This window comes from Holophagaceae bacterium, assembly GCA_016720465.1.
GTDB lineage: Bacteria > Acidobacteriota > Holophagae > Holophagales > Holophagaceae > JANXPB01.
Genome location: JADKKO010000002.1, coordinates 286,458 through 301,411 on the forward strand (window position 1 = coordinate 286,458; position 14,954 = coordinate 301,411).

A 14,954-nucleotide genomic window follows, 5' to 3' on the forward strand; every position below is an offset into this window, starting at 1 on the left:
CTATTTCGCGGCAGCCTTTAGGGACTCGGTCCGGTCGGTCTTCTCCCAGTTGAATTCCGGGCGCCCGAAATGGCCGTAGGCCGCGGTGGAGCGGTAGATGGGCTTGCGCAGGTCCAGGAGCTCGATCATGGCTTTGGGTGTGCAGTTGAACACGTCCCGCACCGCCTTGACGATGGCCGCGTCGGAGACATGGCCGGTGCCGAAGGTGTCCACATGGATGCTCACAGGCTCCGCGACGCCGATGGCGTAGGCCAGCTGGATCTCGGCCTTGTCGGCGAGGCCCGCCGCCACGATGTTCTTCGCGATGTAGCGGCCCATGTAGGCGGCGCTGCGGTCCACCTTGCTGGGATCCTTGCCGCTGAAGGCGCCACCGCCGTGGTGGCCCGCGCCGCCGTAGGTGTCCACGATGATTTTCCGGCCCGTCAGGCCGCAGTCGCCCATGGGGCCGCCGATGACGAAGCGGCCGGTGGGATTGATGAAGAACTTGGTGTTGGCGTCGATCAGTTCTTCGGGCAGGGTGTACCGGATGACCAGTTTCTCGATTTCGGCGTGGATGGTGGCGTTGGTGACCGCTTCGTCATGCTGGGTGGAGATCACCACGGCCTCGATGCGCTTGACTTTGATGCCGTCGTATTCGACGGTGACCTGGCTTTTGCCGTCCGGACGCAGCCAGGGCAGGGTGTCTTCCTTGCGCACCTCGGCGAGGCGGCGGGTGAGGCTGTGGGCGTATTGCAGAGGCGCTGGCATCAGCTCGGGCGTTTCGCGGGTGGCATAGCCGAACATCAAGCCCTGGTCCCCGGCGCCGCCGGTGTCCACGCCCATGGCGATATCCGGGCTCTGCTGGTCGAGGGTCACCACCACGGCGCAGGTTTCGGAGTCGAAGCCTTTGCAGCTGTGGTCGTAGCCGATGTCCTTCACGACCTCGCGCACGAGCTTGGCCACCGGGATGTAGGCCTCCGTGGTCATTTCCCCCGCCACCACCACCAGACCCGTGGTCAGGAGGGTCTCGCAGGCCACGCGGCTCTTGGGATCATCCCTCAGCGCGGTGTCCAGAACCGCATCCGAGATCTGGTCCGCCATCTTGTCGGGATGCCCTTCAGTCACGCTTTCGGATGTGAAAAAATGCTTGCCTGCCGTGGCCATGCGCCGACTCCCTGTCCCGGTGGCGGTTCTGAGGCCCCGGAGCCCACCAGCTTAACATCGCCAGCGCTTGTCTTGCATTCCACAGAGGGCTATCTTTAGTTCACCCAAAGCCACGGCCAGCAGAGCGTTCTTTTTTTCCACGGAGCACACCATGATGCAGTCCCGATTCCGCAGCGCCATAACGTCGCCCTTCGCCGCCACCGCAGCATTGACGCTGCTGGTGATGGCGCCCGGCTGCGACAAGTTCAAGCAGAAATCCGAGGACAAAGAGATCAAGAACCTGGAGCAGAAGGCCGCGGAGCTGGACAAGCTCAGCCAGCAGCAGCACCAGGCGGCGGGCACCCAGGAAGAGAAGCTCAAGGCCATCGGCGCCCAGCCGGGCGGCGTGGACATCAAGCCCAGCGCCGAGACCATGCAGCTCACCGATGAGCAGAAAAAGGCGCTGGAAGAGCGGATCAAGACCGAAAAGAACAGCTCCTACCAGGCGCTCCTCCAGGAGGTCTTGAACAAGGACAAGGAGATCAAGGAACTGAACGACAAGGTCTCCAAGCTCCGCGCGGTGCTGCCCCGGCCGGATATGGCCGGCCCTAACGACAGCCACTACGGCATGGCGCTCCGCTTCCTGAAGAAGAAGGGCGTGCCGCTGGAGGATGCCCGCAGCCTGGTGAGCCGCGTGAACCTCATGGAGAAGATGGCCCCGGGCTTCGAGGTCTACCACTTCTACGCGAATGGCGTGTACGGCACCTGGGTGAGCCAGGGCAAAGCCAAGATCAGCCCCAGCGACCTCCAGCGCCAGGAGCGGGAGAAGATTGAAAATGAGCGGGACACGGCCGTGGCCCAGGGCGAGAAGCTCCAGGAGGAAGTCGACGATCTGGCCACCCGCAAGAAACAGCTGGAATCGGACATCAGCGGGCTCACGGATGAAAAGGTGAAACTCCAGGCCGCCGTGGCCGATCTCACCACCACCAGCGAAAAGCAGAAGGCCTTGCTCAATTCGCTGCATTACGTGGTGGGCAGCAGCAAGTCCCTGGTGGAGAAGGGCGTCATCATCGTGCCGGTTTTCGCCAAGGACCGCGCGGGCAAGAACTGGCGCGACGATGTGTTCGACAAGTCCCTGGATCTCCGTTCGGCGGACACCATTACCATCAGCGCGAGCGACCTGGGCCTGAAGAAGATCGGGAAGGTCAGCGTTGTGCCCGGCTCCCTGGTAAAAGACGAGCACTACAAGCTCACTTTGAGCGGCGACAAAATGAGCGCGGTCATCAAACTCTTGACCAAGGATCGCTTCCGCAATGAAAAAGTCGTCTTCGCTGTCTCGGAATAGGTTTTCCCGGATCGATTCCGCGAAGTTTCCGCTTCCACTCAGCCTTTCCACGCCCTAGAGTTGCATCCAACTCCCTTCCATCCAGCTTGAGGTGCCTATGTCACAGCGGCCCGAAATGATGAATTCTCCCTTGGTGCGCCGGACCAGCACCGCAGTGTTGGGGGCCTTGGCCCTGTTCCTGGTGGGATGCAGCTCGAACCTGAACGTGCAGGGCCCCGCGCCCTACGATTCGGATCCGGCCACCACCAGCAGCACCAATGAAGCGCTGTTCGATCCCTCCACGGGAGTGATTCCTTTTCCCAATCTGCTGCTGACGGGCACCACGACCAGCGTGGCCTTCAACACCACGGTCCCGGTGGCGGGGCAGTTGAATGTGAATCCGGGCGTTCCGCTCACCCCCGACAAGGCGGCCGCCTACATCAGTGTCAAGGAAGTCGGCAGCACCAACGCCGTCACCGCCATCAACGCGCCGATCTATGTCCGTTTCAAGTCGCCGGTGCTGGCCTCCAGCATCACGAAAGATACGGTGAAGGTGTACCAGATCCTCACGGACTCCAATGGCCTGACGGAAATCGGGCCGCTGGGCTTCAGGGACATGTCCGCGCTCTTCACCAAGGAGATGCTCAGCAGCACTGAACTGCAGCTCAACCCGATGATCTCGATGCAGCCTGGATCGCGGTTCGTCTATGTGGTGACCGATGGCGTCAAGGATCTGGCAAGCGAGCTCCCTGTGGCCCAGAGTCTGGTGTTCGGGCTCCTGAAGTATGTGAAGGGCGCGGACGTGAATCCGAACGCCACTTCAGTGAACACCAACCTGGCGGATCCGAACGATTTGCAAAATCCAGCCCGCCTTCTGGGCGCTAGCGCGGCCAGCCTGCAGTCCATCTACGGCAATGTCATCCAGAGCGGCGCCATCGTCATTTCGGGCTACGGCAAGACCATGGATGATCTCGTCGCCAGCTCCGCCGCGGATGCCAGCGGCAAGGCCGCATCGGGCGCCGGGGCCACGGGCATCGGACTCGCGAGCGAAAACCTCGCCCAGCGCCGCAGCCACATCAAGCTCATGGGCCGGTTCATCACCACGGCCGCCGGCGCCGTCGTGCCGGATCCTTTGGCCTCGGCCAGTGTCCGCGCTCCGGTGGAGACCTCCCTCTGGGCCTGGGCCAACAACGCCACTCTGCCCCTTTCCGCCAGTCCCGCCGTCAGCATGAATTTCTCCGCATCAAATGGCGAAAGCAGGGTTTGGAGCAATGCGGCTTCTATACCACCGGCGATGATTTTTTCTGGCAGCGCGGCGGTGAACACATTCTATGCGAACGCCGGCCTGTCTGCAGTGCCCCACTCTGCCATTGGGTTGGTTGCCATTGGAAGTTACGAAAGCGGGGATCTGAACATGGATCCCGCTATCGTGGCTGGGACGGCCGGGAAACCCATCAGCGGCGATCTGACCGGAACAGCCAATGTCTATAAGCCCGGCTCCGGTGGTGGCGCGGTACCTGGCACGGGCGTCCTCCAGGCCTCCCGCAATGCGACGGGTCAGATCCGCGGTTACTTCCACGTCACGCGCACCGTGCCCTTCTTCTTCCTGGCCCCCCTCGCCCCTCCGCCCCCCACCGGATACCCGGTGGTGATCTTCCAGCACGGCATCGGCGGCAGAGGCGGAGACTCGGTGGCCATGGCCAATGCGGCCTGCGCTGAGGGCTTCGCGGTGATCTCCATCGATCTTCCGCTGCACGGCGACTTGGCCAATGGGAGACCTGTGATCGAATGGTCTACCAATTTCATCAGTCTTCCGTCAACCCTGAATACCCGCACCAATATCCAGCAGGCGGCCTTCAATCTCTGGCGCCTGGAGCGGTTGCTGCTGCAACCTGCGGTGGACCCCTCTAGCTTCCAGGCCAAGATCCTCGCTGCCGGCAAACCCATCTCCCCCTCGCCCGCGGATCGGCGCTACGTGAGCATCTCCTTGGGTTCCATCGTGGGTTCCTACTTCCTGGCGGGGAATTCAAATCAGACCGGCGGCTCCAACATGAAGGCTCTCTTCTCGGTACCTGGTGGACGTCTGGCCTACCTGCTGCGTGATAGTTTCAATTTCGCGCCCATCATCAATCAAGGCCTCGCAGCCGCGGGTGTCGTTGCGGGAACTCCCACCTACAACCAGTTCTTCACGCTGTTGACGAACGTGATTGATACGGCGGATCCCGCTTACGTGACCTTCCCCATCAGCGCGGTCGCTCCTTCCCGCCTCGCGGGACGAGTCACCATTCAGGAAGCCATCGGCGATCTGGTGATTCCGAACAACGCCAACAATTATTTTGTGAACAGCCTTGCGGGCCGAGGCATCCTGGGCACGGCTTATGACACTGCCCCGAATTTCGCCCAGATCCGTCTGGCTGGCGCCACGAGCCCAACGGTGCCTTTCCTGCTCGGCCCCACGGGACTCAAGCCCTCCGTGGCTCCGGCGACATCAACGAGCGCTGGCCCGACCGAAGGAATCTTCCAATTCGGTACTACGGCCACACCAGCGACTCACGGAATGCTGTTGGATGGTTCCGCAAATTACCCACTGGCGCAACGCCAGATGGCTGTTTGGCTGAGATCGGGCAAGGTGATTGATCCCGCCGATACCGGCAGTGGCTTCTCCATTGCGCCGTCCCCTTTGAGTGAGGAAGCTGCAGCAGTCCTGGATAAGATCGCAAGGCCGGTCTTTGGCCCCATCCACTTCCCAGGTATTCCGCGGCCGGTCTTTGACCAGCCTGGAACCGGTTTTTTTCAGCGCAATTGCGGGAAGGCGTCGAGCAATTCTTCCTTCGCTTTCATCAGGCCCGCCACGTCGGGATGCCTGCGCAGGCGATACCCCCGGATGGCCTGCCAATCCTCCCTGAGGCGTTCGGACAAGGGCAGGCTCAGGAAAGCCAGGATCGCCAAGGCCGGCACGAATGCAGCCCCTGCCAGCCCCCAGAGCCAGATCGCCAGGCCCAGGAGCAGCGCGGCCCAGGCGGGCATGAACAGCAGGCCCCCCAGCAACTTGTAGGTGGCGGTCTGGTCCAATTCGTCCGTCAGGCGGTTGGCGAGCCATCCAATGAATCGGTAGGGAGGCCAGAAAAGCAGGGCCGCCGGAGCAAGCAACAGGGCGAACCCATGATGCAGAAGCGCTTTTCCGATCCAGGCGCGCACCTGGGCTCCGGGGTAGGGGAAGCCCACCTGGTCAGGCCGCAGGCCTTTCTCCTGGAGCCATTGATGGGCCTCGTCCACCCGGGACCGGAGCTTGGCACGGTCCCCCTCCCCAAGGGCCGCCAAGGCCGGGAGCAGGGATTGGGTGCGATGGCGCAAGGTTTCCAGGTCCGCCCGGTCTTGGGGGGCTTCGGCCAGCAGCCAGGCGAGATCCTCGGCCAGCCTCTGAAGGGCTTCTTCCGGACCATGGAGCGTGAGGGGCAGCAGGGCCTGGCGGATCCGCGCCGTGAGTTCGATCACTGATCCCGGGTCATCGCCCTTCGGCACCAGGTCCCCGTATTCGATGGGCGCGCCGAGCCGCAGCAGCGCATTGTGGCGGAAGAGTTCCCGCCGCCCATACACGAGGCCTGCGGGCACCAAGGCCGGAGAAATCCGGCTCGACAGGGCCATGCGGGCGGCGCCGGTTTTCAGGGGGGCCAGCCAGGCATTGCCGTGGCTGATGCCTTCCGGGAAAAGCCCGACCCGCTCTCCCTTTTCGAAGGCCCGGTGCACCGCCGCGAAGGCCTTGGCCGTAGCCCTGGCGCGGGACTCCGTGTCGTCGGTGTCCTGGGCCCGCTCCACCGGAATGGCTTGGAAAATGGCCAGGAGGGGCCGCAGGGGCAGCATCCGCCAGAGCGTGGACTTGGCCAGGAAGCAGGGCGATGGCGCCACCAGCGCCGAGACCACCAAGGGATCCAGCAGGCCATTGGGATGGTTCACCACCACCAGCACCGGCCCCGCGGGGAGTCCAGGGCCTTCCACGCGCAGCGTCCGGAACCACAGGCGGGACAGGGCCCTGGCCGTGATGCTTCGAGTTTTGGTCATCGTGGATCCGCCTGTGGGGACATAAATCCAGGATGACTTGAGGCGGCATCCTGGCGCTAGGCCCTGCGAATTTCAATCTGTGTGAATCGGCGCAAACTGTGGATAAAGAGCTTTTCACCTGCGAAATCAGCCGCTTATTTTTTCCGTGTTTATCTCTTTCCTCATCCATGTTCATCTGTGGCCTTACCTTTCGGCGGACCCATGACTTCTCCTATCGGCATCATCGGCGGCAGCGGGCTTTACGCCATGTCGGGCGTGCAGGACACGACCCAGCGCGTGGTGGAGACTCCTTTCGGCCAGCCCACCGATCCCCTGGTGGAGGGCAAGCTGGACGGCGTGCCCGTGGCTTTCATGAGCCGCCATGGCGTGGGCCACCGGCTGACGCCCAGCGAGGTGAATTACCGCGCCAATATCTGGGCTCTCAAATCCGCGGGCTGCGAAATCCTGATTTCCGTGAGCGCGGTGGGCAGCCTCCAGGAACGGCATGAACCGGGCTGCCTCCGTCTGCCGGATCAGTTCATCGACCGCACCCACCTGCGGCCCAGCACCTTTTTCGGCCACGGCCTGGCCGCCCACGTGGGCTTTGCGGATCCGACCTCGGCCTGGCTCCGGGGCAAGCTCATGGAGGCGGGGCGTTCCCTGGACCTGCCCCTGGAGAACGGCGGCACCTACGTCTGCATGGAAGGCCCGGCCTTCAGCACCCGCGCCGAATCAAGGCTCCATCAATCCTGGGGCGCGGATTTCATCGGCATGACCCAGGCGACCGAGGCCAAGCTCGCGCGCGAGGCGGAACTGGCCTTCGCAACCATCGCCCTGGTCACGGACTTCGACGCCTGGCGGGACGTCCCCGAAGCCGCGGACGCCCACGACATCATGGCCGTCATGGGGGCCAACGTGGCCAAGGCGCAAGCCTTGCTCCGGCGCGTGGTCGCGGATCTCGCCGGCGGCCCGCCCGCATCCGAACCCGCCCACAGCGCCCTTTCCACCGCCTTCATGACGGCGCCGGAACTGGTTCCCGCCGAAACGCGCGAGCGCTTGAAGCTGCTCATCGGCAAGTACGGGTACTGATACGAGTTTGCATTCGAAAAGATAAAAATTCACCACCAAGACGCCAAGTCACCAAGCAAGCGCCAAGCTCCAACATGGCTGATTTCGGCTCAAAATTGCTTCGCGAGGCGCGTAGCGCCTGCGGCCGAAGGCCCGCAAATTCAGGTGGCCCGGCGCGGATCACACCTAAGCGTGAGCCCGCCGCCGGGCCACCTGAATTTCATCTGCGAAGCTCGCACATGACGAGTCCCTTTGTGCCCTTTGTGGCTTGGTGGTTCTATATCTTTGAATGCAACTTGGTATGAATCCGCCCATGCCATTTGGACTTCAACGGGGCCTTTCCAAGGCAACAAGGGCTTCCTGCACTCCCGCAAGCTGGTCCTTGATCGCAGCCCAATCGGCTGGCTCGGCCATGGCGCAGGTTTCCAGCTTCGCGGCCCGGTCGGCCAAGTCGCGGGCGCCGATCATGGCGCTGGAACCTTTGATGCGGTGGCTTTGCCGCTGGATGCAGGGCAGGTCCTGGTTCCGGAGGCTGTCCTGCAGCGTGCGCAGGTCGGCTACCGTAGCCGCGATGAAATCATCCAGGATCTCCTGGGCGCCCGCGGCATCCCCACGGCACAGGTCCAGCAACCGTGCGGTGTCCAGGCCCGGCCTTCGGTCCATGGGTATGGGTCCGGGCCCGCTGTCCGGCGCAGAAGGCGGCAGCTCGCCCCCCGGCTCCGCATGGGGCAGCCATCGGCGCAGCTTGGATGCCAGCAAGGGAATGGTCACGGGCTTGATCAGGTAATCGTCCATGCCCAGCTCCAGGCATCGGGATGCCTCGCCGCCCACCGCATTGGCCGTGATGGCCAGGAGAGGCGTCCTGGGCAAACCGTGGGCGAGCTCCCAATCCCGCACGGCCTTGGTCAACTGGTAGCCGTCCATGCGCGGCATGTGGAGGTCGGTCAGGATCAGGGCGAAGCGTCCGCTCTGCCATTTCTCGAAGGCCTCCTGCCCATCCCCGGCGATTTCCAGGGCGAAGCCGGCCCGGGCCACCTGCTGGGTGAGCACGAGGCGGTTGGTGGGATGGTCCTCGGCCAAGAGGACCAGGCTGCGCTCCTGTTCCGCTGCCTCGATGCTGGGGGCCGGCCGTGCCCCGAAGGCCTTCGATGCGTCCAACAAGTCTGGATTCTCGATGTCCTGCACGCTCCCCACAGGCAGCTCCACCGACAGCGTCAGGGTGGTGCCCTGGTTCAAGGCGCTCTGCATGGCCAGGCTCCCGCCCATCAGTTCCGCCAGGCGACGGCAGATGACCAGGCCCAATCCCGTCCCCCCGAAGCGCCGCGTGGTGCTGGCTTCGGCCTGGGTGAAGGGCTCGAAGAGGTTCGCCTGGTTTTCCAGGGACACGCCGATCCCCGTGTCCTGCACTTCGAAAGCCAATTGCTCACGGCCGTTTTTCGCCTCCACCGACCGGAGCCTCAGGGTGATGGAGCCGCTTTCCGTGAATTTCACCGCATTGCTCATGAAATTGTTCAGGATCTGCCGGATGCGGAGCGAGTCGCCCACGTGGGCAGCCGCAAGGCGCGGATCCAGCTCCAGGTTGAACATCAGGCCCTTGGCGGAGATGGCGGATTTGAACATCTGCGCGACGGATTCCGCCAAGGCCTTCGCCGAGAAGGTCTGGGCGACCAGTTCCAGCTTGTTGGCTTCGATCTTCGAGAAATCGAGGATGTCGCCGATGATCTGCAGCAAGCTCTCGGACGAATCGTGGATGATGGCCGCCACTTGGCGCTGTTCCGGGTCGAGCTCGCTTTGCGTGAGCACTTCCAGCATCCCGGTCACGCCGATGAGCGGCGTGCGGAGCTCATGGCTCATGGAGGCCAGGAACCTGGATTTCGCCTCGTTCGCCGCCCGGGCCTCGGCCTCCCGCTGCCGCAGTTCCCCCTCCAGGATCTGCATGGTGGCCACGGTGGTGCGCAGGTCAGCCGTGCGTTGTTCCACCTTGGACTCGAGCTGCTGGTTGGAGCGCTCGAGCTCCTCCCGCAGCCGCGTGTGCTGGATGGCGACCACGAGCTGGTCGGTCATGTCCCGGGCGATTTCAGCGTGCTCAGGCGTCAGGGTCCCCGGAGCGGTGGTGGACAGGGCCACGAACCCCAAAGCCGTTCCCTCGCTTTCCATGGGGATGTAGACCAGGTTGCGGAGACCCTGGGAGAGCATCAGCTCCTCCACTGCGCAGCCCCGGATCTCGCTCAAATCCCTCAGGTCCACGAAGGGCGCCGAAAAAAGATCCTTCAAATCATGGAAATCGCCGATGGGCCGGACGTCGCCGGCGAGGGGCAGCCAGGATTGGTCCTGGTCCACCGCGAGCAAGGTGCCTTCGGTCGGCCCCTCGTTGAACAGCACCATCGCGGCGCGCTCGAAGGGCACGATATGGCGGAGCCGGCTCAGCGCGCCCTGCGCCAGCTCCGTGGTGGAACGCGCGCCGAGCAGCGCCGCGTCGATTTCCCGCATGGCCTCCAGCCGTTCGGTGTACTGCTGCAGATTGCGCTGGGCCTCGACCCGTTCGGTGATGTCCTGCTTGACCGCGAGGAAATGGGTTATTCCGCCACTGTCGTCCTTCAGGGGAGTGATGGTCATGTCCTCGGTGTAGAGGGAACCATCCTTCCTCCGGTTGATGATTTCGCCGCGCCAGACCTCGCCTGCGAGGATGGTGTCCCACATGGTCCGGTAGAAGTCCCGGTCGTATTTCCCGGATCTGACCAGGTCCCCGGTGCGTTTGCCGACGGCTTCCGCCAGGCCGTAGCCGGTGATCCTGGTGAAGGCCGGGTTGGCCCATTCGATCGAACCCTGGCGGTCGGTGATCACGATGGCGTTGGCAGAAGCTTCCAGCGCGCTGCTCTGCAGCACCAGTTGGTCATGGGCCCGCTTGCTCTCGGTGATGTCGGTGAGCGCGCCGACCATGGCGATCGTCCTGCCCTGTTCCACCACAGGTGTTTCGTGGACCTCGACCCAGAGCTTCCTGCCGCGGTTGGACCGCAGCTCCAATTCGTAAGGACGCTGGCGTTCGCCGGTCTCGATGGCCACGCGCGTGAGGTCCAGTCCGATGGCATTGGCCGGATTGTCCGTCAGGAATTCCGTCCAGGGCCGGAAAGTATCGTCCGGCGAGATGTCGAGGAAGGTTTCTATCTGCGGACTGACGTAGGTGAGCATGTTCTCGGGCGTGTGGGAGAAAAAGAGCTGGGTGCTGTGCTCGATGATCATCCGAAGCCTGGTTTCGTTCTCGCGCAACGCACGTTCCGCCTGCTTCCGCTCGGAAATGTCCTGCATGGCGCCCAGCATGCGGACCGCCAGGCCGTCGGCGTCCCGGGTGATGATGGCCCGGTCCTCCACCGTCGCGTAGGATCCATCCTTGCGGCGGAACCGGTACTGGTCGGCCCAGAACATGCTCTTCCTATTTTTCAAGGCCACTCGCAGGCCCGCATCCACGCTGGCCAGATCCTCCGGGTGGATGCGGCTGGCGGAGGACTGGTAGCCCTCCTCCATTTCATCCCTGGAATACCCAAACAGCTTTTCGAAATTGTCGTTCCGCCAGAAGGTGTCCTCCCTGAGATCCCAATCCCAGATGACATTGAAGGTCGCCCGGTTCGCCAATTCGAACCGTTCGTGGCTCTCGACCAGCGCTTTTTCCGCATTCCTGCGTTCGCTGATGTCGCGGACCACCGCCTGCAGCACCCTTCGCCCCCCCAACTCCAGGGAATTGAGCAGCACCTCGGCGGGGAAGATGGCGCCGGTGTCGGCCCGTTTATGCACCCATTCGAAGCGCTGGTAGCCGGTCGCCATGGCCGTGGCGATCCGTTCATTGGCCAGGGTCCGGGAATCGAGGCCGTTCGGCTGGAACTCAGGGGAAAGGTCGGACGGGTGTTTCGAACAGAACTCCTCCAGGCTGGCGCAGCCGAAGATCCCCAGGGCCACCTGGTTGCAGTCGAAAAACCCGCGCTCATCCAGGAGCATCACGCCATCGGGAGACGAGTCGAACAAGGTCCTGAATTTCGTCTCCGAGCGGCGCAGCGCTTCCTCGGCCAGCTTGCGATCGGCCAGCAGTCCAGAATTCTCCAGGGCGATGGCCGCACTGGCCGCCAGGCCCATGAGCATGGACAGGTCGGCGTCGCTGAAGCCGCCGGGCTTGTTGTGGATCTCGAAACAGCCCAGCAACACGCCCTGGCGGCTGATGATGGGGACATCCGCCAGGTTGCGGTAGCCCAAGGCTTTTTGGTTCTCGGGGATGACGTGGGGATCGTGGTCGGCCTCGTTGGTCACGTAGGGCGCCCGGGTCTGGATCACCCAGCCGGGAACCCCGTACCCGGCCTCGAACTCGAACTCGATCGGCATCCATCTGCCCTGGAGGTTGTATTCCTTGAAGACCATCCTTCCTTCAACAAGTTGTGCCGCGGTCCCGTCGGTGGCGCCGGTCAGCTCCATGGCGGTGGTGACGAGCTGGCGCAGCACCGCCGGGGCTTCCAGCACCGTGTTGATGCGCACGCTCGCTTCGGAAAGAACCGCCAATTGCCGGCTCCGCTGAAGCACCCCCTCCTCGGCGGCCTTGCGCTCGGTGATGTCGCGGGTGATGCCCAGCAGCATCGAGACCTTGCCGTTCGCGCCACGGAGGGGCACCGCGTGGGTCTCGAGCCATCGCCGCGCGCCCTTCAATCCTGCGACTTCGAACGCCAGCGTGCCGCTTTCGCCGTCCATCACGCGCGTGTGCAGCGCCCTGAAGGAGGCGTGATGCTCGGGCAGGATGAAGTCCATGAGGCCCCGCGCCTGGACTTCCCGCAGTGACCCGGCTTCGAGCATGGCGAGGCCCGCAGGGTTCATCTCCACCAGGTTGCCCCTCGGGTCCACGAGCTTCACGCATTCCGGCTCGGCTTCGATGATGGTCCTCAACCGCTGTTCGTTCCTCCGCAGCTCCGCCCGGGCCGCGCGCTCGATGGTCCGGTCGCTGAAGACCAGCACCACGTCGCTGATGGTTCCGCCGTCGTCGCGGATGGGTGCCGCGCTGAAGGCGATGGACCGTTCGGATCCGTCCCGGGCGATCAACAGCGTCTGGCCCTCCTCGGCCACCGCCGCGTCCGTCCGCAGGACCTGGTCCACCGGGTCTTCCACAGCGGCCCTGGTGTCCTCGTGGATGGCTCGGAAGACCTGCTCCAGCGGTTGGCCCTGGGCCTCGGCTTCGGACCATCCGGTGAGTTTCCCGGCTGCCGGATTCAGCTCCCGCACCAGGCCTTCCCGGTCCGTGGAAATGACGCCCTCGCCGATATTGTAGAGGGTCGCGCGGGTGGTTCGCCGAGCCTCCCGGCGCTGGCGTTCCGAGTCGTAGAGGTCCCGGAAGATGTCCGCCTGCCGGTGCCGGTACACGTAGGCCGTCGCGACGGCGGCGAGCAGGATCAGCGAGCTGACCATGAGGCTGATCATGCCGGCCCGGTAGCGGGCTTCGGCCAGGATTTCCCCCGCATCCACCTTGGCCACCATGAACCAGGGCGAATCCGGGATCGGGCGCAGATCCGCCAGCACCTCCACATTCCGGTAATCCCGGCCCTGGATCTCGCCACGCCTGCCGAGCAGCGCCTGCGCCTCCACGAGGCCGGTCCTGCCCATGGGAACACGCAAGGCCATGGCGGTTTTCGAACCATGGCGGAGCTCGTTCAAATACAGCACCTCGCCGCCGTCCCGCTGGACCAGCAGGGTCTCGGCGCTGGGGCTCGGCGTGGGCCAGGATTGGATCAGGGGAAAGAGGTAGGCTTCGGCGTGGCAGCGCAGGACCAGCACCGCCAGCGGCTGTCCCCCGGCGTCGCGCACGACTCCAGCCACTTCGATCTGGACGCCGCCCGGCTCGCGGGAAAAGCCGGAGATCAGGGGTTTCCCGCTGGCCAGCGACGCTTCGACGAACCGCCGAGTGGCAAGGCTGACCGGCTCCGGAGCCTCCTTGGTGCTGAGCGCGATGCGGCCGTCCAGGGTGAACAGCAGCACTTCGTCGTATTGGTCGCCCATCCGGTCGAGCTTCAGCTGCTTCATCACCTCTGCCCGATGTTCCGGGGAAGCGGGATCACGAAGGAATTCGGCGGCGACCCGGCTCAGCAGGGGCCCTCCGGCGAAGCGCTGGGCATCGGCCAGCCGCTCCTTGCGCCACTGCTGGATCTGTCCGGATTTCAACGCACCGATGGCGGCGAGTTCTTCATTTTTCACCCGGCGGAGGTCCTGGGTCTCCCGGCGGTAATACCAATACCCCGCGCCCAGCAGCGTAAAGGCGATGGCCACGAATATCGCCACCGGGATTCGGCCGGAGGGTCCTGGTCGCTTTGCCGGAACATTCATGCGGACAGTCCAATCTGATGCTGGATGTGAACACTATGCTGCCGAAACCTCGTGGAGGCATCGATACTTTTCTCCGGGGCCGCCGCCGGCCGCATGGGAATCTGCCGCTTCTTCCCGGCCGCCCATCCATGGCAGGGTAGTTCCATGAAGTGGATTCGATATCTGACTGGGATCGCCGGTGGCGGCTTCCTCATCGCCTCGCTGCTCGCCATCAACTTTTTCCAGATGTCGAGCCTCGTGATCCTGCCTTTTTCCCGCAAGCAGTTCCGGGCTTTCAATCGGTTCTGCGCAGACACCTGGTGGGGCTGGTTCGTGGTCTACACCGAGCGCTGGCAGGGCGTCCAGGCGGTGATCACCGGCGACGCCGTGCCGCGGGACGAGAATGCGATCGTGGTGGCGAACCACCGGGATTATTCGGACATCGCCATGCTGCTCTGCCTGGGGGCGCGCAAAGGCCGGCTGGGCGACATGAAATGGTTCGTGAAGGATGTGCTCAAGTACCTGCCCGGCGTCGGCTGGGGCATGCTGTTCCTGGATTGCATTTTCGTGAAACGGAACTGGACCGCCGACCGCGCTTCGGTCGAGAGGACGTTCGCGAAAGTGAAGGACAACAAGATCCCGATCTGGCTCGTCTCCTTCCTGGAGGGGACCCGCCTCACTCCCAGGAAACTGGAAGCCAGCCAGCGGTACATGTCGAGCCTGGACCTGGCCTCCACCAGCCACGTGATGTTCCCCCGCACCAAGGGCTTCGTGGCGTCGGTGCGGGGCCTGGGAAGCCATATCCAGGCCGTCTACGATGTGACCATCGCCCACGAAGGATCGGTGCTGAAACTCTGGGAACTCCTGAAGGGGAGCCCCCGGAAGGTGCACCTGCACGTGCGCAGATTCGCCGTTCCGGACCTGCCCCTGGACGATTCCGCGCTCGCCGATTGGGCCGTCGCGCTGTTTGCCGAAAAAGAAAGGCTGCTGCAGCGGTTCCACGAAACAGGCGCCTTCCCCGGGGAAGGCTGGCCTTGATACCAAGTTGCGTTCAACGAAATAGAACCACCAAGCC

General features: G+C 63.9%; 6 protein-coding genes. 3 read left to right on the forward strand and 3 right to left on the reverse strand.

Features of this window, described 5'->3' with window-relative positions:
- Positions 1-1,143 carry a methionine adenosyltransferase gene (locus IPQ13_05605; protein ID MBL0210375.1) on the reverse strand — a complete coding sequence of 381 codons (1,143 nt, stop codon included), beginning with the start codon at positions 1,141-1,143 and terminating at the stop codon, positions 1-3.
- Between the two features lie 151 nt (positions 1,144-1,294).
- Between IPQ13_05605 and IPQ13_05610 the strand changes: the two genes are divergently transcribed.
- Entirely contained in the window at positions 1,295-2,467 is a 1,173-nt protein-coding gene (locus IPQ13_05610; protein MBL0210376.1) for a hypothetical protein, read from the forward strand.
- 2,772 nt (positions 2,468-5,239) lie between these two features.
- Here the strand turns inward: IPQ13_05610 and IPQ13_05615 are convergent.
- A complete protein-coding gene (locus tag IPQ13_05615; protein ID MBL0210377.1) occupies positions 5,240-6,505 on the reverse strand; it encodes a 1-acyl-sn-glycerol-3-phosphate acyltransferase in 1,266 nt (421 codons plus the stop codon).
- A gap of 201 nt (positions 6,506-6,706) precedes the next feature.
- Here IPQ13_05615 and mtnP point away from each other — a divergent pair, with 201 nt between their 5' ends.
- On the forward strand, positions 6,707-7,573 hold the full coding sequence (mtnP, locus tag IPQ13_05620) for an S-methyl-5'-thioadenosine phosphorylase (GenBank protein MBL0210378.1): 867 nt from the start codon (positions 6,707-6,709) through the stop codon (positions 7,571-7,573).
- Between the two features lie 306 nt (positions 7,574-7,879).
- On the opposite strand, the gene IPQ13_05625 is transcribed toward mtnP, so the two are convergent.
- The gene (locus IPQ13_05625; GenBank protein MBL0210379.1) at positions 7,880-13,843 is read right to left on the reverse strand and encodes a PAS domain S-box protein; all 5,964 of its coding nucleotides are present in this window, start codon (positions 13,841-13,843) and stop codon (positions 7,880-7,882) included.
- 201 nt (positions 13,844-14,044) lie between these two features.
- Between IPQ13_05625 and IPQ13_05630 the strand changes: the two genes are divergently transcribed.
- Positions 14,045-14,917, forward strand: a complete 873-nt coding sequence (locus tag IPQ13_05630) for an acyltransferase (protein MBL0210380.1) — start codon at positions 14,045-14,047, stop codon at positions 14,915-14,917.
- Positions 14,918-14,954 lie beyond the last annotated feature (37 nt).